Origin of the sequence: Streptomyces sp. M92, from assembly GCF_028473745.1 — a bacterium.
Lineage (GTDB): Bacteria > Actinomycetota > Actinomycetes > Streptomycetales > Streptomycetaceae > Streptomyces.
Map to the genome: position 1 here is coordinate 6,731,189 of NZ_CP101137.1, position 21,646 is coordinate 6,752,834.

At 72.6% G+C, this 21,646-nt stretch carries 19 protein-coding genes; 9 read left to right on the plus strand and 10 right to left on the minus strand.

Translation table 11 applies throughout. From position 1 onward, the window contains the following. The first annotated feature begins 34 nt into the window (after positions 1-34). From M6G08_RS31050 to M6G08_RS31070, 5 genes are all read left to right on the plus strand, one after another. Positions 35-1,792 carry an NAD(P)/FAD-dependent oxidoreductase gene (locus tag M6G08_RS31050; RefSeq protein ID WP_272590449.1) on the plus strand — a complete coding sequence of 586 codons (1,758 nt, stop codon included), beginning with the start codon at positions 35-37 and terminating at the stop codon, positions 1,790-1,792. 90 nt (positions 1,793-1,882) lie between these two features. Then, positions 1,883-2,467 carry an RNA polymerase sigma factor gene (locus M6G08_RS31055; protein ID WP_272590450.1) on the plus strand — a complete coding sequence of 195 codons (585 nt, stop codon included), beginning with the start codon at positions 1,883-1,885 and terminating at the stop codon, positions 2,465-2,467. A 104-nt stretch (positions 2,468-2,571) separates the two neighbouring features. After that, positions 2,572-3,246 (plus strand): hypothetical protein, encoded by a 675-nt coding sequence (locus M6G08_RS31060; protein WP_272590452.1) that lies wholly within the window; start codon positions 2,572-2,574, stop codon positions 3,244-3,246. Between the two features lie 92 nt (positions 3,247-3,338). Then, positions 3,339-4,916 carry an ABC1 kinase family protein gene (locus M6G08_RS31065; protein ID WP_272590453.1) on the plus strand — a complete coding sequence of 526 codons (1,578 nt, stop codon included), beginning with the start codon at positions 3,339-3,341 and terminating at the stop codon, positions 4,914-4,916. A 43-nt stretch (positions 4,917-4,959) separates the two neighbouring features. After that, on the plus strand, positions 4,960-5,838 hold the full coding sequence (locus M6G08_RS31070; RefSeq protein ID WP_272590455.1) for an SAM-dependent methyltransferase: 879 nt from the start codon (positions 4,960-4,962) through the stop codon (positions 5,836-5,838). A 59-nt stretch (positions 5,839-5,897) separates the two neighbouring features. Here M6G08_RS31070 and M6G08_RS31075 read toward each other — a convergent pair whose 3' ends face one another. From M6G08_RS31075 to M6G08_RS31115, 9 genes are all read right to left on the minus strand, one after another. Continuing rightward, entirely contained in the window at positions 5,898-7,139 is a 1,242-nt protein-coding gene (locus tag M6G08_RS31075) for a wax ester/triacylglycerol synthase domain-containing protein (protein ID WP_272590456.1), read from the minus strand. 93 nt (positions 7,140-7,232) lie between these two features. Further along, positions 7,233-8,555, minus strand: a complete 1,323-nt coding sequence (locus tag M6G08_RS31080) for an NAD(P)/FAD-dependent oxidoreductase (RefSeq protein ID WP_272590457.1) — start codon at positions 8,553-8,555, stop codon at positions 7,233-7,235. Beyond that, positions 8,552-9,151 carry a flavin reductase family protein gene (locus tag M6G08_RS31085; RefSeq protein WP_272590458.1) on the minus strand — a complete coding sequence of 200 codons (600 nt, stop codon included), beginning with the start codon at positions 9,149-9,151 and terminating at the stop codon, positions 8,552-8,554. The genes M6G08_RS31080 and M6G08_RS31085 overlap by 4 nt, the downstream gene beginning before the upstream one ends. After that, on the minus strand, positions 9,123-9,590 hold the full coding sequence (locus M6G08_RS31090) for an aromatase/cyclase (RefSeq protein WP_272590459.1): 468 nt from the start codon (positions 9,588-9,590) through the stop codon (positions 9,123-9,125). The genes M6G08_RS31085 and M6G08_RS31090 overlap by 29 nt, the downstream gene beginning before the upstream one ends. Before the next feature lie 81 nt (positions 9,591-9,671). After that, positions 9,672-11,087 (minus strand): aspartate aminotransferase family protein, encoded by a 1,416-nt coding sequence (locus M6G08_RS31095; RefSeq protein WP_272590460.1) that lies wholly within the window; start codon positions 11,085-11,087, stop codon positions 9,672-9,674. After that, positions 11,084-12,205: an SDR family oxidoreductase gene (locus M6G08_RS31100; RefSeq protein WP_272590461.1), complete on the minus strand. Its 1,122-nt coding sequence runs from the start codon at positions 12,203-12,205 to the stop codon at positions 11,084-11,086. The genes M6G08_RS31095 and M6G08_RS31100 overlap by 4 nt, the downstream gene beginning before the upstream one ends. 53 nt (positions 12,206-12,258) lie before the next feature. Next, positions 12,259-13,392 (minus strand): acyl-CoA dehydrogenase family protein, encoded by a 1,134-nt coding sequence (locus M6G08_RS31105; protein WP_272590462.1) that lies wholly within the window; start codon positions 13,390-13,392, stop codon positions 12,259-12,261. 72 nt (positions 13,393-13,464) lie between these two features. Next, positions 13,465-14,427 carry an MprF family protein gene (locus tag M6G08_RS31110; RefSeq protein ID WP_272590463.1) on the minus strand — a complete coding sequence of 321 codons (963 nt, stop codon included), beginning with the start codon at positions 14,425-14,427 and terminating at the stop codon, positions 13,465-13,467. Then, the gene (locus M6G08_RS31115; protein WP_272590464.1) at positions 14,411-14,917 is read right to left on the minus strand and encodes a hypothetical protein; all 507 of its coding nucleotides are present in this window, start codon (positions 14,915-14,917) and stop codon (positions 14,411-14,413) included. The genes M6G08_RS31110 and M6G08_RS31115 overlap by 17 nt, the downstream gene beginning before the upstream one ends. 162 nt (positions 14,918-15,079) lie before the next feature. On the opposite strand from M6G08_RS31115, the gene pdxR reads away from it, so the two are divergent. The 3 genes from pdxR to M6G08_RS31130 all read left to right on the plus strand — a co-directional run bounded on the left by pdxR (position 15,080) and on the right by M6G08_RS31130 (position 19,794). Then, on the plus strand, positions 15,080-16,525 hold the full coding sequence (pdxR, locus tag M6G08_RS31120) for a MocR-like pyridoxine biosynthesis transcription factor PdxR (protein ID WP_272590465.1): 1,446 nt from the start codon (positions 15,080-15,082) through the stop codon (positions 16,523-16,525). 152 nt (positions 16,526-16,677) lie between these two features. Then, positions 16,678-18,264, plus strand: a complete 1,587-nt coding sequence (locus M6G08_RS31125; RefSeq protein ID WP_272590466.1) for an alkaline phosphatase D family protein — start codon at positions 16,678-16,680, stop codon at positions 18,262-18,264. A gap of 174 nt (positions 18,265-18,438) precedes the next feature. Beyond that, positions 18,439-19,794 carry a GNAT family N-acetyltransferase gene (locus tag M6G08_RS31130; protein ID WP_272591483.1) on the plus strand — a complete coding sequence of 452 codons (1,356 nt, stop codon included), beginning with the start codon at positions 18,439-18,441 and terminating at the stop codon, positions 19,792-19,794. A 21-nt stretch (positions 19,795-19,815) separates the two neighbouring features. Here the strand turns inward: M6G08_RS31130 and M6G08_RS31135 are convergent, their stop codons facing one another. After that, the gene (locus M6G08_RS31135) at positions 19,816-21,039 is read right to left on the minus strand and encodes a trans-sulfuration enzyme family protein (RefSeq protein ID WP_272590467.1); all 1,224 of its coding nucleotides are present in this window, start codon (positions 21,037-21,039) and stop codon (positions 19,816-19,818) included. A gap of 60 nt (positions 21,040-21,099) precedes the next feature. On the opposite strand from M6G08_RS31135, the gene M6G08_RS31140 reads away from it, so the two are divergent. Next, complete coding sequence (locus M6G08_RS31140) at positions 21,100-21,591, plus strand: Lrp/AsnC family transcriptional regulator (protein ID WP_272590468.1); 492 nt, start codon at positions 21,100-21,102, stop codon at positions 21,589-21,591. Positions 21,592-21,646: the final 55 nt, after the last annotated feature.

The window sequence follows — 21,646 nt, forward strand, 5'->3', positions numbered from 1 at the left end:
ACTCGCCCTTCCCGTCGCGAAAGGAACCGCAGACATGCAAGAAGACCAGCGTGTTTTCGATGTCGCCATCGTCGGAGGCGGCATCGGCGGGACGATGCTGGGGACCGTACTCGCACGTCACGGCGTGCGGGTGCTGCTGCTCGAAGGCAGCGGCCACCCCAGGTTCGCCATCGGAGAGTCCACCGTCCCCGAGACCACGTTCGGCCTGCGGGTCCTGGCCCGCCGCTACGACGTCCCTGAGCTCGAGCACCTGGCGACCAACGCGGCACTGCGCCGCCACGTGTCGTCGAACAGCGGGGTCAAGCGAAACTTCAGCTTCATCTACCACCGGGAAGGTGAGCCCACCCGGCCCGACGAGTGCACCCAGTACCCCACCTGGGGGCCTCCGCTCGGTCCCGACTCGCACTACTTCCGGCAGGACGTGGACGCCTACATGTTCCACGTCGCCGTGTCCTACGGCGTGACCGCGTACACCCACACCATGGTCGACGACGTGAAGTTCGAGGAGGACGGCGCGACGCTCGTCACCCGGGACCGGGGCACCTTCCGGGCTTCGTACGTGGTCGACGCCGGCGGCATGCGGGCGGTCCTGCCCGAGCGTCTCGGACTGCGGCAGGAACCGCCCTACCGCACGAGGTCGCGCACGATCTTCACGCACATGGTGGACGTGCGCCCCTTCGACGCCGTGGCGCCTTCGCGTGAACAGCACGGCATGCCCAGCCCGTTCAGCCAGGGAACGCTCCATCACATGTTCCCGGGCGGATGGTTCTGGGTCATCCCGTTCGACAACCAGTCGACCAGCACGAACCAGTTGTGCAGTGTCGGCATCAACCTCGATCTCGACCAGCACCCCCGGCCGGAGGACATCTCGGCTCAGGAGGAGTTCTGGCGGTACGTGCGCCGGTTCCCCAGTGTGGCCCGGCAGTTCGAGCGGGCGCGGGCGGTCCGGCCGTACGTGTCCACCGACCGCACCCAGTTCGCCTCGCAGAAGGTGGTCGGCGACCGGTGGTGTCTGCTGCCGCACGCCAGTGACTTCATCGACCCGCTCTTCTCCAGCGGTCTCGCCGTCACCGTGATGGCACTGAACGCGCTGAGTCACCGGCTGATCGACGCGGTGCGCCAGAACGACTTCGACACCTCCCGGTTCGCGTACCTGGATCACTGGACCAAGCGCATGTTCCGGTTCTACGACGACCTGGTGTCCTGCAGCTACATCGCGTTCGACGACTTCGACCTGTGGAACGCCTGGAACCGCGTGTGGACCATCACGACGCTGTACGGCACGAACGCCCAGAACCAGGTCGCCGTGACGTTCGAGAAGACGCACGACCCGGCCTGTTTCGACATGCTGGAGCTGCCGCCGTACCGAGGTCTCCAGGGTATGGACAACCCCTGGGTGGAGCGGATGTTCGACCAGGCGCGGGACGCCGTACTCGCCTATCGTGCGGGCGAGTTGACGAAGGAGCAGGCGATCGCACGCATCTACGAGGTGCTGGGCGAGAGCGGGCTGGCCCCGACGGTGTGGGGCACCCTGGACCCCGACGACCGGTGCCCGTCCGGGGTGTTCACCCTCTGGCCGCTGATGAAGATCCTGCTGTGGGGCAAGTACCGCTCACCGCGGCACGTCCGGGGCTCCTACTTCACCGGCGGAGCGCGGCTGGTGGGCAAGGAAGCGATCCAGGCGTACACCACCGAGCTGCGCGCCGGCAGCTCCCAAGTGCACCAGACCGTAAGGGACATGTGGCTCAACTGGAACCGCGACTGGGCGCGGCGGCCCGCTCCTCGGAAATGAGCGCGGAAAAACATTCCTGCGGACCGTCGGAGGTACATATTCCGGTTTGCCGCTCCTGGGCCTCGGGTAGGAAAACCACATGGCCGGCAAATGGAAAGTCGGCCGCGGTTCTCCCTGCACAATCCGAGAGACAACGGGCTGCAATCCACGATGGTGCGACATTCCACCTGCCAATCGCCCGCTGAATGCTCCTGGGAAGAAATCTTCCAGCATCAGGACCGCCTCATGCGGCTGGTTCGGCGAAGACTGCCAAGTCTTCAGGACGCCGAGGACTGCGTTCAGGAAACCATGGCCCGGGCAGCCGCCCACGCCACGTTGGACAGAAATCGACTCGGTGCCTTTCTGACGTCCGTGGCGCTTCGCCTCTGCATCGACTTCTACCGCGACATGGAGCGTCGCGGCAGACTCCTCCAGCGTGCGGCGCTCGCGGAAACCCCGGGCACGACCGAGGAGGACGTCTGCGACGAGGACTTCGGCAGATGGCTTCTGGGCCAGGTACAACACCTGCGAGGGCGGGAGCAGGAGGTCATACTCGCCCGTGCCAAGGGTATTTCCACTGCGGAATTCGCCCGCATACACAACATCTCCGTCAAGGCGGCCGAGGCCGCCTTCACCAGGGGCCGCGCGCGATTGAAAAACGTCTGCGCGAAAGCCTTGGAAGGCTGTGCCCGGTAACACCCGAAAACCGCACCTCTCCCATCACAGAGAAACGGAAAGGGACCACGCTCATGGGCAATAGCAAGAACATCCAAGACATCTTCAAGGATTTGGTCGGCGATATGACCGACAGCTGGAAGGAGGCTTTCGACGACCTCCTGAACCGAGACGACGACTCAGGATCGTCGCGCGGCTCCGGCAACGCCGTCAGCACGCTGGCCGAGCTGCCCCCGAACGCCCTCGCCGCACTGGCCGGGGCCGTCAACCCGGCGACCGCGCTCGCGGGGGTCGCCAACCCGCTGGCCGCCCTCGGCGGGGCCGGCGCAGCCGGCAACCCGCTCGCCGGCCTCGCCTCGGGGGCCGCGGGCCCACTGGGGAACGTCGCGGGCGCAGCGCAGAACCCCCTGGCCGCGCTCACCGGTGCCGGGGGCGGCGGCAACCCGCTCGCGGCCGCGCTGGGCGGGGCGGGCAACCCCCTGGCCGCGCTGGGCGGGGCGGCCAATCCGCTCGCCGCGGCCGGCGGCGCGGCCGGTGCGCTCGGCGGGCTCGGTCAGCTGGCCGGAGGCCTCGGAAACGCGGCGAGCGGGGCGGGCGACCTGATGGCGCTGCCGACCCAGCTCACCCAGCTGCTCCAGGTGCTGCCCAAGCTCCTCGAGGCGGTCCAGGGCCTGCAGAACATGACCAACCTGCCGGCCCAGGCCGGTCAGCAGGGGCTGGCGGCCCTGCAGGGCCTGACCGGTCAGCAGGGGCAGGGCGGCAAGCCGTCCCAGGGCGGACAGTCCTCGACCTCGGGCTGACCGGCCGTGCCACCGTCCCGTCCGGCCGTCTCCGTGGTGCACGCCGACCGCCGTTCCGTACCCGGGCCGCGATCTGAGGAGGATCACACACGATGACGTCTGTCGTCGGCGATCGGCTGCGTCTCGTGGTCAGGGTCCTGGGCAGCCTCGTGGCCGACGAGGTGGGACAGGCGACCCGGCTGCGGAGACGTACGAAGCGGGACACGCGGTCCCCGGCGGAGGGCCTCGTCGGCTCCGCCGGGTCCGCGGCAGAGGCCACCGCCGGGGCGGAACAGCGCCGTGCCAAGGCGGTGCGGCATGCCCTGGAGAGCCTGGGCCCCTTCTATGTGAAACTCGGACAGGTCCTCTCCACCCGGCCCGACATGGTCCCCCAGTCCATCCGGGACGAACTGCAGAACCTGCACGACGAGGTCGACGTGCAGCCGTTCTCGGAGTTCGAGCCGGTACTGGCCCGGGACCTCGGGCCGAACTGGAAGCTGCGCTTCGACGACATCGAGACCGTCGCCCCGCTGGGGGCGGCGTCCCTCGCCCAGGTCTACCGCGTGACGCTGCCCGGTGGGCGCGCGGCCGTGGTGAAGATCCAGCGACCCGGCATCCGCGAGGGCGTACTCGCGGACATGGCCCTGATGCGCCGGGCGTCGAAGATCGTGGCCCGTGTCGCTCCCCGGTTCAACGAGGTCATCGACATCGAGGCGATGCTCGGCTCGGTCTTCGACGCCATGGAGCCGGAGCTGGACTTCACCGGCGAGGCCCGCAACATGGACGAGGCCCGTGACCACGTCCGCCCGTTCCGCTCCCTGGAGGTGCCCCGGGTCCTGCACGCCAGCCCCCGGGTCCTCGTCCAGTCGCTGGCCGACGGGAAGTCGGTGCGGCACGTCGACCGCGCGCACTTCACGGACGACGAGCGCGTGGAGATCGGCAAGGACCTGCTGCGGTTCATGTACCACGGGTACTTCGTCCATCGCTTCTTCCACGCCGACCCGCACGCCGGCAACGTCTTCGCCGCTCCCGGCGGACCCGCGACGCTGATCGACTGGGGCATGGTCGGCCGCCTGGACCGCAGGACCAGTCTTCAGCTGCTGCCGCTGTTCATGGCCTTGGCGCAGAGCGACGGGGCCGGGACGGCGCAGCACTGGGCGGAGATGGGCCGGATGACGCCGTGGGCCAACATGCCCGCGTTCGCCGCCGACATGGCCGCGTTCGTGCCCAGCGTCTCCCATCTCTCACTGGAGGACATGAACTTCGGTGTCGCGCTCACCACCGTGCTGGCCAAGGCGACCAAGCGCGGGATCGGTTCGCCGCCGGCCGTCTCACTGCTGGGCAAGTCCTTCGCGAACCTCGACGGTTCGGTGCGGTGTATGGCTCCCGAGATCACGCTGCCCGAGGTGTTCCAGGCGGAGGTGCCGAAGATCCTTTTCGCACTGGGCCGCGATTTCCTCGGCCGCAACCAGTTCGCCCGGAACTCCATGGAGCTTCTGCTGGCCGCCGTCACCAGTCCGGAACAGGTCCGGGGCGTCCTCTCCGACGTGGCCAACCGTCAGTTCGCGCTGAACATCCACGAGCCGCGCACCCCCGCCGCGATGGGCGGCCAGCGGCCCACCCGCCCCTCCGGAAGCCTGCTCGCGCTGGGTGCCGCGGCCTTCCTGCTGGGCCGTCGCCGCTCCGGATGATCCGGGTCCGCACGACCGCCCCGCCCCACCTCAAGGAGATCCCATGCCGGAATCCACACGTCGGCAGTCACCGTTCGCGCCGCCCGCCACTACCCCGCACGGCGTTTCCCGCGCGGCGCTGTGGACGGCCGCCGCACACGCGGCGGAGAACCTCCGGCCCGCGCCGCTCGTCCGCGACCCGTGGGCCGCCGACTTCCTCCACGCCGCCGGGTTCGACGGAGGCCCGCCCGGTGACGGACCGATGCAGCGCCTGCTGCCCGACTACCAGGTGGTACGCACCCGCTTCTTCGACGACTACCTTCTCGCCGCGGCCCGTTCGGGCTGCCGCCAGGTCGTGCTGCTCGGCGCCGGGCTGGACACCCGTGCCTTCCGGCTCGACTGGCCGACCGGGGTGCACGTCTTCGAGGTGGAGGACGCGGCCGTAGGGGCCTTCAAGAAGTACGTACTGGACTGCAGCCGGCTCTCCTGCGGACGCCGCACCTTCGTCGAAGCCGACGGCACAGCACCCTGGAGGGAGGAACTCGGGGCGGCGGGATTCGATCCAGGCAGGCCCACCGCATGGCTCTGGGAAGCACCCCTGTACTTCCTTCGGCCCTCGGAGGTGGAGGCCGTCGTCGCCGCGATGACCGAACTCTCCGCGTCCGGCAGCATGTTCGGCGCCGAGTGCGTGAACTCCGCCACCACGTCCTCCCCGTTCGTCGCGCCGTTCATGGACGCCCTGTCGACGATCGGACTGGCCTGGAACTGGCAGATTGCCGAGCCGCAGCGCTGGTGGGCGGAGCACGGCTGGGACGCGGAGGCCGCCGACCTGTACACGCTGCCGTACGCGGTCGAGCGCCTCTCCCCGTATCTGCCGCTGGTCGGCACGACCGCCGCGGAGTGCGTCTTCCTCACCACCGGAACGCTGCGCGGCACTTGCTGAGACGGCACGCGCGGGGCCCCGGACGACGTGCGTCCGGGGCCCCGCGCGTGGTGCCGTGGCTACGGTCGCTCCAGCTCCGACAGCGCCGCGAGCCACAGGTCGGGGAGTTCGTCCGCGGCCGCCAGGGCCTCGTCGTGAACGACGGTCAGGCACGCGGTGTCGTGCTGGCTCGTCAGCGTCGTCACACACCGGATGCCTGACGCGACGCCGGCGAAGACGGCCGCGCGACGGGCCGCGACCCCCTGGTGGACCAGGGCCGTGCCGAAGTTCACGCTGCTCACCGGGCCGGCCACGAACGCCCCGCGGACCAGGCGGGTGCCGACGGTGGCGCCGAGCGTCCGCGGGGCGGTGGACAGCAGCAGGCGCATGGCGTCGCGCCGCCGGCTCTCCCGCAGCCGGCCCGTGCGGGCGACGACCCGGGCCAGGGCCCGCTGGGGTGACTCCTCGTCGCAGGGCAGCAGGAGCCGGGCGGTGACCATGCGGTTGCCCGGGGCGTACTCCTCTCCCGGGGCCCGGACCGACATCGGGATCGACACGGGCAGCGGTGGATGGGCCGAGCCGGTGTCCTTCAGGTACCAGGTGCTCACGGCGTGGGACAGAGCCGCGAGGTAGACGTCCGTGACCGTGCCGCCGTGGGCGCGGGCGATGGCGCGCAGCCGGGCCAGCGGGGTGTCGGCGTGGCAGACGTCGACGCGGCCCGTGGATTCTCCGTCGAACGCGGGTTTCGGGGTGGGCGCGCGGAAGGCGGCCACCACCTCGCCCAGGGCGTCCGCGAGGCCGCGGGCGGTGGGCCGGGCGGGACGCTGTGGGGCCGGTCCGCCCTCGGGGTGGTCCCCGAGGAGAGCGCGGGCGGTGTAGGCGGCGCCCATGCCGTCCTGGTAGGTGTGGTCGGTTCGGTAGACCAGGGTGTGGCGGTCCGCCGGACCGTGGACCAGCCACACGTCCCAGGGCGGCAGGTCGTCCGTGCTCATCGGCCGGGACAGCATCAGGCGGCTGGTCGCCGACCCGTCGGTGTCCTCGGGCAGCCACGCCTCGTGCACATGCCGGTCCACCGCGATCCGGTCCACTCTCCGGAACTTCCCGCGGTCCCGTGCGATGCGGTAGCGCAACGTCGGGACGTGGTGGGCGCGTTCGGCGACCCGCGCGCGTACGGAGTCCAGGGTGGGGGCACGGCCTTCGAACCCGAAGGTGAACGCGAGGGGCACGGGGTTGCCGCCCGTCGCCAGGTGGAAGGCGACATCTACGGTTCCCATGGACATGGCCGACGGCAGGCGGCCGTCCGTACCGAGGTGGGGTCGCATCGTGGAACCTCCTGGTCGGGTCCTGAGGGTGGTCTGTCGGGCTGCGAGGCCGGGTCCGCGGAGCTGGGGTACGGGCGCGGGCCGCGCCTGCCGTCAGCAGGTGTGCCGCGCGATTCGCCCCATCGCGTCCACGTACGCCCGCAGCAGGGGCCCTGCGGGTCCGCGTGCGGGCAGGCGCGGGGCCCGGGAGCGGTGCCACGGGAGCGGTTCGCCGGGTTCCGGCTCACCCAGCAGGGCCGCGGCCACGTGGGCTCCGTGTGCCACGGACAGGGCGAGCCCGTGCCCGCAGCAGCCGCCGATGTACCAGACGTCGTCGAAGCCCGGCACCGGCCCCACCACCGGCAGGTCGTCGCCCGTCATGCCGATGCGGCCGGACCAGCGGTGGGTGACCCGTACCCGGGCGAGGTCCGGATGCAGGGACCGCAGCCACCTCTCCAGCCGGGCCCAGGCACGCTCCCTGACGGCCTGGAGACGGGGAGCGCCGATACCCGCCGGGACCGTGGCGGTACCGCCGCCCGCCACCAGGCCCTGGTCCGGGAGCAGCCGGAAGTACGGCGCCAGCGGGACGGCGTCGACGACGGAGTGTCCGGCGCGCCCGCCCAGGACCTCGTAGGCCGGGGCGCTCAGCGGTTCGGTGGCGACGGCGTACACCTCGAGCGGCAGGACGGTGCCGACCGGCAGGTCCAGTGCCTGCGCGGCCGAGTTGACGGCCAGCACCGCCTGACCGGCGTAGAGCCTGCCGTGCGGGAGGACCAGTTCGGGGCCGACCAGGTCGCCGCGGTGGAGGGCCAGCAGCGGGCTGCGGCCGTAGAATCGCACGCCCTTGTCGGCGCAGGCACGGGCGAGGGCGCAGGTCAGGGCGGCCGGGTCGAGGGTCGCGGCGGGGCGGTGCAGGAGTGCCGCCCGGTAGGGCACGCCGACCCGGTCGCGGATGCCGGCCGGGGTGAGGACGGGGACGTCCAGACCGAGTTCGCGGCAGGCGCGGGCCTGGCGGGCGAGTGCCACCAGGCCGGCGGACGACCGCGTGGCCACCAGCTGCTCGCCGGGCCGCAGCCCGCAGGGCACGTCGAGCCGGGCGCACAGGGCGAGGACGTCCCGCACCGCCCGCTCACTGGCCCGGTGCATCCTGCGCGCCGTCTGCGGGCCGAAGCGGCGCACCGCGCGGTCGACCGCGGGGCCGGCCCGGGGGCCCAGCAGACCGGTGCCCCGGCCGCTGGCGCCGGCGGCCGGGTGCTCGGCGTCCACCACCGCGATGTCGAGCCCGGGGGCACGCTCCGCCAGGTGGTAGGCGCAGGACAGCCCGGCCAGGCCGGCCCCGACGACGGCCACGTCCGCGGTGGCCACGCCGTGCAACTGGGGCTGCGACGGCAGTTCCGCGGGGTCCCAGTACGGCGTTCCGGCCGGGGGCCTGGTCATCCGGCGGCGTCCGGCACCGGCTCGGTCAGCGCACCGAACCGGCGGTCGTGCCACAGCAGCGGGCGTCCGCCGCCCACGTGCACGGCGGCGACCCGGCCGACGACGAGGTGGTGGTCGCCGTAGCGGCGTACGTCCTCGGTCAGGCACACCGACCAGGCGAGCGCGCCGGCCAGCACGGGGACGCCCAGCACCTGCCGGGTGTCGGTCCCGGCGAACCGCTCCGCCGCGGTCGTGGTGGGGGACGCGAACCGGCCCGCGAGATCCTGCTGTTCCTCGCGCAGCAGATGCACGGCGAAGGCCCGCCGGCCGCGGACGGCGGCGAGGGTGCGGGAGCCGTCGCGCAGACAGGCCAGCAGCAGCGGAGGGCGGGCGGAGAGCGAGGTGACGGCGGACACCGTCATGCCCAGCGGTCCGTCCTCGCCGCGGGCGGTCACGACGGTCACGCCGGCGGCCAGCTTGGCGTACAGGCCGAGACAGCGGGCGGCGCCGGGCCCCGGTTCGTCGTGCAGCGGTTCCTCGCGCGGCGGGTCGGCGACCGGGGGCGGGGCGTCCGCGACGGCCGCCCGGTCAGTCAAGAGCCGTAGCCGCGCGCTCATCGATCACCTCCGCGCCCGCCAGGCCCCGCAGCACGCGGGCGATGTTGGTCCGCAGGGTCGACTCGGCCACCGGGTCGAGGATCTCGGCCATGGAAGGGATGCCGAGGTCGAAGGCCGCGGTGTAGACGACGAGCGTGCCGCCGTCCCTCGCTTCGCAGCGCCAGCTCCCCTCGAAGGCCTGGAAGTCGCCGCTGACCTGTTCGAAGGCGATGGAGTACGTCTCGGGCGAGTAGGTGTCGCGTTCCCGCCACCGCATCAGGCCGCCCCGGAACTCGACGGTCCAGTCCGAGAGCGTGGAGCCGTCGGGCAGCGGAGGCTCGACGTGCACCTCGCGGAAGGTGTCGCTGTACTCGGGGTAGCGGCGGAAGTCGCTGATGCGGCCGTAGACGTCGGCGGGTGCCAGTCCGTCGGCGAGGGCGTGCAGGACCACGTGGCGCATGGGTCGTTCGGTTCCTTCCGGGAGGGTTTCCGGACGCTGGTGTCCGGAGCTGGTGGCTGGCGTCGGCGTCAGGAGCCGGTGTCAGCTGGTCAAACGGTCGGCCGTGCTGCGCAGGGCCGCGCCGAGGGTGGTGAGGAACAAATCGAGCGCGGAGTCCTCGACCACGGCCGGCGGGGTCAGCCGCAGCACCCGCGTGGAGTTGAGGGAGTTGTTGACGAGCACACCGCGGGAGATCAGTTCCAGCAGGAGTTCACCGACCGCCTGTTCTTCGGCGAACTCGATGCCCATCAGCAGACCCCGGCCGCGCACTTCGCGGACCAGTCCGCCCTCGTACGGCGCGCACACGTCCCGTACGGCGGTGAGGATGCGCGGGCCGAGCGCGGCGGCCCGGGCAACGGTGTCCTCCTCCTCCATCGCCCGTACGGTGGCGAGGGCGGCGGCGCAGGCGATCGGCGAGGCGCCGAAGGTGGAGGTGTGCAGGTAGGGGTCGCGGCTGAAGGGGGCGTAGGCCTCCGCGGTGGCGACCATCGCGGCGACCGGTACGACACCGCCGCTGAGCCCCTTGCCGACGAGCAGCACGTCCGGACGCACGTCCTCGGCGTCGACGCCCCACCAGGTGCCCAGCCGTCCCATGCCGGTCTGGACCTCGTCGACGACCAGCAGGGCGCCGTACTCCCGGCACAGCGCCCGCACCTGGCTGAGGTAGCCGTGGCGGGGGATGCGTACGCCGCCCTCGCCCTGGACGGGTTCGACGATGACGCAGGCCCGGTCACGGCGGGCGGCCAGCGCCTGTTCGAGGTCGGCCGGGTCGTCGTAGGCCACCTGGGTGACGTCCGGGAGCAGGGGCTGGAAGGGCGTCTGGTACGTGGCGTTGGCGGTGACGCTCAGCGCGCCGAGGGTCTTGCCGTGGAAGCCGCTGCGGGTGGTGATCACCGAGGTGAGTCCGTGGGCGCGGGCCAGTTTCAGGGCCGCCTCGGTGGCCTCGGCGCCGGAGTTGACGAAGTGGACGTAGTCGAGGCCGGGCGGGGTGTGGGCGGCCAGCGCCTGGGCGGCCCGGGCGGCGACGGGTTCGAGGAAGACGCGGCTGGCCAGCGGGTGGGTGTCGATCTGCCGGTGCACCGCCTCCACGACGGCCGGGTGGCGGTGGCCCATGATGAAGACGCCGTAGCCGCCGAAGTCCAGGAAGCGGCGGCCGTCGTCGGCGTGGATCCAGGTCCCCTCGGAGCGGACCTCGGCCATGCCGCCCATGACGCGGCCCATCACGGCACGGCCGGAGCCGATGTGCTTCAGGTAGAGGTCCACGACGTCGGTCCGGTCGGCCGGCGCGGCGGTCCCGGCGCCGGGAGTGGAGGGCTCGGAGGACGGAGCGGGGGGCTCGGGGGACGGGGCGGAGGACGCCGTGGCGGTTACGGAGCGCGGCCCGGCAGTCCCGGAGGTCGAGGCGGGGGACCCGGAGGTCGGCCCGGTGGTCCCGGTGGACGGGGGTGACACGGTCATGACGCCACCTCCATGGGGGCGGTCGCGGCGGATCGTTTCGGGCTGAGCAGGCCGGCCCTCTTGCCGACCCAGCACTCCGCGTTGCGTACGAGGGCGGCCCGGATGTCGGTCCGGGTCAGGCGGGTGCCGCAGTCGGGTTCACCGAGGGAGGTGTCGAACGGCAGCTCCCGCTGGAACACCAGCAGCAGTTCCGCGTTGTACGCCAGCCACCGCCTCAGGGACGCGGGCAGCGAGGTGCCCTCCAGCATGGGCAGGAGCAGCCGGTGCACGGCATCGACGGGGATGAGCCGGGGCCGCTGGGGCCGGGGCAGGCCGTGGCGTACGGCGACGTCCGCGCAGACGTCGGTGAACTCCCGCAGGCCGATGGCCTCCTTGCCGGCCGTCAGCCAGTACTCGCCGTCGGCCACACCGCCCCGGACCAGGTCGCCGATGGCCCGCGAGACGTAGTCCTGGGGCACCATGTCGATCCGGGTCTCGGGCGCTCCGGGCAGCACCGGGGCCTGCCCCAGGACCATCGAGCCGATCGTCCTGGTCAGCCCCTGCTGACCGGCGATCCGGCCGCTGACGGAGTCACCCATGACGACCGAGGGCCGGACGATGGCGCCGGGCACGCCCGCCTCGCGTGTCATCTGTTCGGCCCTGGCCTTGGAGTCGAGGTAGGCGGCCGCACCCGGGAAGCGCCGGCGGTCCTCCTCGGAGAGGGTGTTGGCCACGAACGCGGTACTCACCAGGTACAGCGGGGCGTCGGCCCGGGCCGCCAGGTCGAGCATGCTGTCGGCCCCGCGCAGGTTGGTGCGCGTGATGTCCTGTGGCGGGGTACGCCAGTTGGTCTCGGCGGCGCAGTGCAGCACCACGTCCACCTCAAGGGCCAGTTCGTGCCAGGCCAGTGGGCTCAGGCCGAGCCGGGGAGCGACCAGGTCGCCCTGGATCTCGCGCACCCGCGGATCGCGCAACGGTGTGTCGCGGCGCAGGCACAGCAGGTCGAAGTCGGGTGACAGCTCGTCGATCAGGGCACGTCCGAGCACTCCGGAACCGCCGGTGAGCAGCAGGCAGGGGCGGTCGCGCCGTCCCGTACGGCCGACGGGCAGGAGGGCGAGACGCTGGTTGTCTGACGGCATGGGGGGTGTGTTCTCCCAACGAGTCTCGGCACCGATGGGCGGTGGGGGCGCGGTCAGGCGATGGCGAGTGGCCGGTCGGCCAGGTACGCGGAGAACGGCGCGGTCATCCGGGAGCGCGACGGCGGGTGCAGGGAGAGCCCGTTGGCGCAGGCGGCCAGGTGGCCCACCTCGTCGGACGTCATGAAGTTGAGGCCGCCGAGGAGTTCGACCGCGCGCGGGACGACCCGGGCGATGGCGTCCTGGACGCCGTAGCGCACGTACAACGCCTGTGCGAGCGCCGACTCGTCGAGGTCACCGGCGTCGATACGCCGGGCGACGGCCTCGGCGGTGGCCATGGCGGCCTCGGTCTCGACGAAGAGGCGTACGCGCTCGTGCTCGGGGATGCGGTCGTTCAGCAGCACCCGCTCCACCAGCGCGCTCGCGGCGCCGAGGTAGCTGCCCGTCATCAGCGTCTGGAACCAGATCAGACCGGCCGTCTGAAGTTCGTCGAGCTGTTCACCGGAGGACGTCGCGGTGCGCAACAGGAGTTCCGGCGGTACGAGGACGTCGGTGAGCGTGACCTGTTCGCTCTCGGCCCCGGCGAGGAAGGCGCTGGACCAGAAGCCGCTGACGCTCATCCCCTCGCTCTCCGCGGGCACGAGGGCCACGGCGAGTTCGTCGCCCTGCCCGTCCTCGCGCGGGATCATCACGCTGGCGGTGAGCACGTCCATGGAGTGGGCCAGGCTGCACGGCCGTTTGACGCCGTTGATCCGGACGCCGTCCGCGGTCACCGTGGCGGTCATCGACGGATCGAGGATGCCCGCGCCGCTGCGGCCCTCGGCGAAGCCGGAGGCGATCACGCGGTTGGACGAGGCCACGCCCTCGATCAGCATCCACTCCAAGCCGTCGCCTAGGCCGCCGATCCCGACAAGCGTGGCCATGGAGAAGTGGTGCATGGTGGTGGCCACGGCCAGGGACGGCGAGCGGCTGCCGATGGCCCGCTGCACGCGCAGGGCATCGAGCGCGGTGGCGCCCCGGCCCCGGTGGGACTCGGGGACGAGCAGTCCTGGACCGCCGCTGTCCCGGAAGTGCCGGATGCCCGGGCTGCCCGGCCGCTCCAGTTCCATCAGCGGGGCCTCGCGCAGGGCGGGGTCCAGTTCGGGCAGCAGCTTCGCGAGGGTGGCGCGTTCACGCTCTAGGAATCTCATGGGCGTGCGGTCCTCCAGGGTGGGATCAATACGGAATCGGCGCGGCACTCGCGCGGCCGTGGCCGAGGTGGCTCAGAGGGCGTTGGTGGCGCGCAGCAACTGCCAGACCGCACCGGGGCGGGGCCTGCCGCGGAAGGCGATGTACTCCGGCAGGACCACGTGCGGGGCCCACTTCTGCTTGTACTCGAGCTGGGAGGCCGCCGGGTAGATCACGTCGCCGCGCTCGGCCAGGAGACGGGTGAACCGGGTGAACATGCGGCTGGCACCCGGTAGTTCGTGCTCCGGGTCGAGCCCGGTGAACGGGGTGAAGCCGAAGTGCAGCCAGCCTGCACCCTCGGCGGTCAGCCGTTCCATGACGGTGGCGTTGAGCGCCTCCATCACGCCGGGCGGAGCGTCGGGGCGGCGCCGGCTGAGGTCGTGCAGCCAGCCGGAGCGGCTGCCGTAGACCGGCGAGTAGTTGATGTAGCCGACCGTCTCGCCGTCGATCCGGCCGACGAACAGACGGCGGTGCCTCTGCAGGCTCCCGTTGCGCTGGCCGACGAGGAAGCGCAGCTCCTTGGCGTGCCGGCCCTTGTCCCGCAGCCAGCCTTGGTCGATCCGGTCCAGTTCGGCGCAGTCGTCGCCGGCCATGACCTCGGCGACCTCCAGGCCCGCCCGCCGGGCGCGCGAGATCTTGTTCCGCAGCCGGACGAACCGTGAACCGCGCAGCGTGAAACGGCTCAGGTCGACCGCGTACGACGCCCCGAGCTGGTTGACCGTGAAGCCGTGCGCCGCGTACAGCTCGGCGTCCGCCCGCTGCAGTTGCACGGCGACCAGACGGCGGCCGGCGTGGGCGGCGAACGCGTCCAGCAGGCGTCCACGGTGTTCCGGCGCGGTGAACGGGCCGCCGAATTGCAGTACGTAGCGGCCCGAGGTGCGATAGGCGCAGGCGCCGTCGAACCCGCCGTCGTGGAAGTAGGCGTTCCCGCTGTTGAGGGCGAGAAAGGAACTGGGGTTGTCGCTGTGCGCGGCGAGTGTGTCAAGCACGGACGGCATCGGCGTCCTCCACGGAAGTCCGCGCGGCGGCGCTTTTACCCGCGTCCGCCGCCGAGTGGTACCGCTGCTCGAACCTGCGGAACTCCGGGGTGGTTTCCGGCTCGAAGGCGACACCGAAGGGTTTGAGGGAGTTCCCGAAGAGGGCCCGGTCGCCCATGAGGTGGATCGGGAGGGCCAGCAGTGCCCATTCCGGTCGGACGAACAGCGCCCACGCCCCGGCCAGGACACCCGCTGTGACCAGGCTGTGCATCGTGTTGTAGGCCACGTAGCAGCCGCGCGGAACGTGTCCGTCCGGGCTGCGCCGGAAGGCGATCGCGCCGGGCAGGTATCCGACGACGTCGATCACCGCGAACAGCAGCACGAAGACGGCCCAGCGGATTTCCGTGTGGTGCTGGAATGCGAGCACGAGCGATACGGCGAGAAAGCCCAGCCATTCGAGTCGGGAGAGAGCGAAGGTGGTCTTCGTCTCGAAACGGTTCTTGGCGTCCACGGGCGCTCCTGGATTGCGCGTACGATTCCGGGGCGCGACGTCGGCCCGCCCCCTCGCTGTGGTCCTTCACCCCGGTTTACGCACCAAGGGGTCCAACCCCTCGTAAAGTGTGGGTGCTTGAGATGACGTGGTGCAGACATGATGTTCGGGGGGACTTCTTTCATGAAGCCGTCGACCGGTCCGGGCGGGCCTTTGGGCTCCGCCGCCGCCAGCGCGGCCTGGGAGTTGCTGCTGCCCGCCGCCTCGGCACCGGCACGCGCGCGTGGCCGCGCCCTGCAGGAGGCCCTGCGCGACGCGGTCCGCTCGGGCCGGCTCACGCCGGGCACCCGCCTCCCGTCCAGCCGGGACCTGGCGGCCGACCTCAAGGTGTCGCGGGGGCTGGTGACGGAGGCCTACGAGCAGCTGACGGCCGAGGGCTATCTGCGCAGCGGGCGGGGCGCGGGGACGTGGGTGGGGGACGCCGTACGGGCCGCTCGTCCGCGCGCGCGTGATCTCGCCCCGCGCTCCCCCGCCGATCGCGTCGACTTCGTGCCGGGGACACCGGATCTGTCGCTCTTCCCGCGCTCGGCGTGGGCCGCCGCGCAGCGGGGCGTGCTGACGGAGCTGCCGCACGACAGCCTCGGCTATCCCGACCCGCGCGGGCTGCCCCGGCTGCGGACCGCGCTGGCCGGACTGCTCACCCGGCGCCGGGGCGTGGTGGCGGACCCGGAGCGGCTCGTGGTCGTCTCCGGAGTGGCGCAGGCGACGGCGCTGCTCGCGAGCGTGCTCCACGCGCGCGGGGTGCGTACCGCGGGCGTCGAGGACCCCGGCAGCCCGCAGCACGACGACCTGTACGCGTCGGCGGGCGTGGACACCGTGCCGCTGCCGCTGGACGACGAGGGGCTCGCCCTGGGCCCGCTGCACGACTCGGGGGTCCGGGCGGTCGTGACGACGCCGGCCCACCAGTTCCCCACCGGGATCGCCTACTCCGCGCGGCGGCGCGGCGAACTGCTGGACTGGGCACGGTCCGTGGACGGCCTCGTCCTGGAGGACGACTACGACGGCGACTTCCGGTACGACCGTGCCCCCGTGGGCGCACTCCAGGGGCTCGACCCGGAACGCGTCGCCTACACGGGTTCGGTCAGCAAGTCGCTCGCTCCGGGACTGCGGCTGGGCTGGCTGCTGGTTCCGGAGTGGCTGGCAAACGACGTCGTCGAGCGCAAGCGCACCACGGATCTCGGGCATCCGGCCCTCGACCAGGCACTCTTCGCCCGCTTCGTGGAACGCGGCGACTACGACCGCCAACTGCGCGCCTGTCAGCGCGCCTACCGTGAGCGGCGCGACGCCCTGGTGGCCGCCTTGGAGGAGTACTTTCCCGGCTCGCGGGTGTCCGGCATCGCCGCCGGGCTCCACGCCATCGCCACCCTCCCCGAGCGGTACGGCCCCGAGGGGCGCTTCCTCGCGCGCGTGACGGAGGCCGGGGTCGCCGTGCGTTCGCTGGCGGAGTACACGCACGGCGCGGATGGTGACGCCGCGGCGGCGAAGGAGGTGCGGCTGGTGCTGGGCTACGCGCACCTGACACCGAGCCGGATCCGCGCGGGGGTGGAGATGATGGGCAGGGCCGTGTGACGCGGGGCGGGTGAGGGGCTTCCACGCGCGCGGGCGGCCGGTTGTTCACACGGAGTTTCCGTGACCGCCGCGCCGCACCAGTAGGTCTGGCCGTGCACACTGGCCTCGTCACCGGCCGGATCCCGTCCCTGGAAGTCCCTGGAGGCGCATCCATGTCACACCGTCCGTTGCCCGGCCGCCGCAGCGTGCTGCGCGGCTCCCTCGCCGCGTCGGCGGCCCTGACCCTGCCCGCGGCCCTCGGCGCCGCGCCGGCGTTCGCGCGTTCCGGGCGGCCGGGTGCGGGCTGGGGCGTGCAGACGGGAGACGTGACCTCCCACTCGGGTCTGGTGTGGGTACGGTCCGACCGGCCGGCCCGGATGATCGTCGAGACGTCCGCGACCGAGTCGTTCCGCAACCCGCGCAGATGGCGCGGCCCGCTGCTCGGGGCCGGCACGGACTTCACCGGCACGACCCGGCTGCGCGGCCTGCCGCCCGGCGAGCAGATCCACTACCGCGTGCTCCTCGCCGACCCGGACGACCCGCGCCGCACCGGCGAGCCGGTGCCCGGAACGTTCCGCACGGTGCCGGTCCGACGGCGCGAGTCGGTGCGCTTCGTGTGGTCCGGCGACCTGGCCGGCCAGGGCTGGGGCATCAACCCGGACATCGGCGGCTACCGCGTCTACGACGCGATGGGCGCCCTGGACCCGGACTTCTTCCTGTGCAGCGGCGACAACGTCTACGCCGACGGGCCCATCGCCGCGACGGCCGAGCTGCCGGACGGAAGCACCTGGCGGAACATCACCACCGAGGAGAAGTCCAAGGTCGCCGAGACCCTGGCCGAGTTCCGCGGCAACTTCCGCTACAACCTGCTCGACGAGAACCTGCGCCGCTTCAACGCCCGGGTGCCGTCGGTCGTCCAGTGGGACGACCACGAGGTCCGCAACAACTGGTACCCGGGTCAGACGATCGCACAGACGGACGGCCGCTACACGGAGAAGAGCGTGGACGTGCTGGCCGCCCGGGCCCGGCGCGCGTTCGCCGAGTACTTCCCGGTCTCCACGCTGCGCCCCGGCGCGCGGGAGGGCCGCGTGCACCGGGTGCTGCGCCAGGGGCCGCTGCTGGACGTGTTCGTGCTGGACATGCGGACGTACCGCAACGCCAACTCCTCCGGCGACCAGAGCGTTGACCCGCAGGGCATCCTGGGCCGCGAGCAGTTGGAGTGGCTCAAGCGGGAGCTGTCGCGCTCGCGCGCGGTGTGGAAGGTCATCGCCGCCGACATGCCGATCGGCCTGGTCGTGCCCGACACCGGCGAGGGGCGGGCGAACATCGAGGCGATCGCGCAGGGCGACCCCGGCGCGCCCCTGGGGCGTGAACTGCAGATCGCCGAGCTGCTGCGCTTCGTCAAGCACCGGCGGATCACCGGCACGGTGTGGCTGACGGCCGACGTGCACCACACCTCCGCCCAGCACTACCAGCCCTCGCGTGCCGCCTTCACCGACTTCGAGCCGTTCTGGGAGTTCGTGTCCGGGCCGCTCAACGCGGGTGCCTTCCCGGCCAGCGCCCTGGACGGGACCTTCGGCCCGGAGCGGGTGTTCGTGAAGGCACCGACCGCCTCCAACGTCTCGCCTGCGGAGGGCTACCAGTTCTTCGGCGAGGTCGAGATCGACGGTGACAGTGCCGAGATGACGGTGCGTCTGCGCGAGCAGGACGGCACGGTGCTGTTCACGAAGGTGCTCCAGCCGGGCCGCGTCGGCCAGTAGGTCCCGTAGCCTGTCCGTGGTGTCGCGCACCGGCGTCATCCCCCGGTGCGCGACCCGACCGGCCCCTTGGGCGAATTGCCGCGAATACCCCCGGAAGCCTTCTTTACCCATCCGTCACAGGGCGTTCGTGATCACGCAACACCGTTCCTTCACAGTGGCCGCATGAGTCGAGACATGTCCGAAGTGACGGATGCCGTGGCCCGCCTCGTCGAGCACGGCCCCGGGGTGCCCGTGACGCTGCTGCTGGCATCGGTGGCGGCGCTGATGACCACGGCGGGCTTCCGGAGTCGGTGGTCACGGCGCCACGGACACGCACCGCCGGCGGACGATACCGGCTCCCGGCCGCCGTCCGCGGCGGTGGCCGGGAGCCGGGTCGGCGCCGAGCCCGGCGACGCGGGGGCGACGCGTGCCGCGACCGGTGACGGCGCCGCCGACACCGCTCTGTGGCGGATGCGGACGACGGTGCGCGACGCGCCGGGGTCGCTGGCCGCGCTCTGCGCCGCTCTCGCCGAACGGCGGGTCGACATCCTGAGCCTGCAGACGCACCCGCTGGCCGAGGGCACGGTGGACGAGTTCCTGCTCCGTGCTCCCGGCGAACTGACGGCGTCCGGGCTGACCGACGTGGTCTCGGCGGCCGGCGGTGCCGACACGTGGACCGAGCGGGCGGACGCCCACGACCTGGTGGACGCCCCGACCCGGGTGCTCGCCCTGGCCGCCCGTACGGCTCAGGACACGGCGGAACTCCCCTTGGCCCTCAGGCAGTTGCTGGGCCGCTGCACCATCCGGTCGCTGCCCGCGTCGGCCGTGCGAGGTACGGCCGGGGACGTGCCGCCGCAGGGTTCGCTGGAGGACACCGTGCTGCGGCTGCGCGCCCCGGAGGGCGGGGTGATCAGTGTGGAGCGGCCGTATCTGCCGTTCACCCCGGCCGAGTTCGCCCGCGCGCGGGCCCTGGTCGAGCTGGACGCCCGGCTCGGTCCGCGCGTCCCGCGCGGCCGGGACGTGCTGACGCTGCCCGAGGGAAGCGACATCACCGTCCGCCGGGCCGACACGCGTGACGTCCCGGCGGCGAAGGCGATGCACGAGCGCTGCTCCGCGCGGACGCTCGGCATGCGGTACCACGGCCCGGTCGGGGACGCCGACCGGTACCTCGGCCATCTGCTCAGCCCGCGCTTCGGCCGCACCCTCGCCGTACAGACGGCGTCGGGCCGGATCGTCGGGCTCGGTCACCTGCTGTGGGACGGGGACGAGACGGAGGTCGCGCTGCTGGTGGAGGACGCGTGGCAGCACCGGGGCATCGGCGGCGAACTCCTCGGCCGGCTCGTGGCCATGGCCGCCGAGACGGACTGCGCGAGCGTGTACGCGGTGACGCAGGCGTCGAACACCGGCATGGTCGCCGCGATGCGCGGCCTGGGCCTCCCCCTCGACTACCAGATCGAGGAGGGGACCCTGGTGATCACGGCGCGCCTGGACCCGGCGGCCCGGGCCGCGGCACGGCTGCCGCGCGGGGAGCGGATCGGCAAGGACTGCTGAGCCGCCCCCGCGGGGGAGGCGTCAGTCGGCCCGCGCCAGCGCCTCCCGCGGCGGGATCGCCCCGGCGGCCGGCTCCCCCAGCGCCTGGTCCAGGTCGGCCCACAGGTCCTCGACGTCCTCCAGGCCGACCGACAGCCGCAGCAGCCGGTCGCCGACCCCGGCGTCCCGGCGGTCGTCGGCGTCCACGATGCGGTGGCTGATGGACGCCGGGTGCTGGATGAGCGTGTCGACGCTGCCGAGGCTGACGGCGGGGGTGATCAGGCGCACCCGGCGGATCACCTCGTGCGGGTCGCCGTGGACCTCGAAGGAGACCATCGCGCCGCCGATGCGCGGATAGCGCACGCGGGCCACCCGCGGGTCGGCGGCGAGCCGCTCGACGAGTGCGGCGGCGTTCGCGGAGGCGGCCCGGACCCGCACGGGCAGGGTGGACAGCCCGCGCAGCAGCAGGTAGCCGGCCAGCGGGTGCAGGACGCCGCCGGTGGCGAAGCGGACCTGCCGCAGCCGCCCGGCGAACTCCTCGTCGCAGGCGACCACGCCGGCCAGCACGTCCCCGTGCCCGCCGAGGTACTTGGTGGCGCTGTGCAGCACCAGCCGGGCGCCGTCCTCGGCGGGCCGCTGGAGCACGGGGGTGGCGAAGGTGTTGTCCACGAGCAGCGGCACCGACCCGCAGGCGTGGGCGACGGCCTTCAGGTCGACCTCGGCCAGCGTGGGGTTGGCCGGCGACTCCACGAGCACCAGGCCGGTGTCGGGCCGCAGCGCGTCGGCGATGCCGGCCGGGTCGGTCCAGGTCACCTCGGACCCGAGCAGCCCGGCGGTCAGCAGGTGGTCGCTGCACCCGTAAAGGGGCCGTACGGCGACCACGTGGCGCAGTCCCATCGAGGCGCGGGCCAGCAGGACGGCGCTCAGGGCGGCCATGCCGCTGGCGAAGGCGACGGCGGACTCGGTGCCCTCCAGCCGGGCCAGGGCCGTCTCGAAGCGGGCGACGGTCGGGTTGCCGAGGCGTCCGTAGACCGGCGGGCCGTCCGGGTCGGCGCCGGTGGTGGCGAACGCGTCGATGCGGGCGGCCTCGCCGCGGCTGTCGTACGACGGGTAGGTCGTCGACAAGTCGATGGGCGGGGCGTGCAGTCCCCGGGCCGCGAGATCGTCGCGGCCGGCGTGCACGGCCTCGGTGGCCAGTGCCCTGCCCGTGGGTGCGGTGGAGCGTACGTCGTCGGGTGGTGACGTGTGCGTGCGCGCGGATTCCATGGATCGAAGGGTGAACACCGACCGGACTGTCGGGACCGGAACCCGTGGTACGTTCGGCCGATGGCGGATTCTGTCGTACTGGATCCGGTCGATCTTCATCTGCTGCGGCTGCTGCAGAACGACGCCCGGACCACCTACCGCGATCTCGCCGCCCAGGTCGGGGTCGCCCCGTCGACCTGCCTGGACCGGGTGGCCCGGCTGCGGCGGGCCGGGGTGATCCTGGGGCACCGGCTGGAACTGGACCCCGCCCGGCTGGGGCGCGGCCTCCAGGCGCTGCTGTCGGTGCAGGTGCGGCCGCACCGGCGGGAGCTGGTCGGGCCGTTCGTGGACCGGATCCGGGCGCTCCCGGAGTCGCGCACCGTCTTCCACCTCACCGGCCCGGACGACTACCTGGTCCACGTCGCGGTCGCGGACATGGCGGACCTGCAACGACTGGTCCTGGACGAGTTCACCTCCCGGCGGGAGGTCGCGCGCGTCGAGACGCGGCTGATCTTCCAGCAGTGGGAGTGCGGCCCGCTGCTGCCGCCCGCCGCGCCCGACGGCACGCCCTGAGCGAAATCCGGCCGCCCGCGGCGACGGCCCGGGGAAAGCGGGCTGACGCGGCACC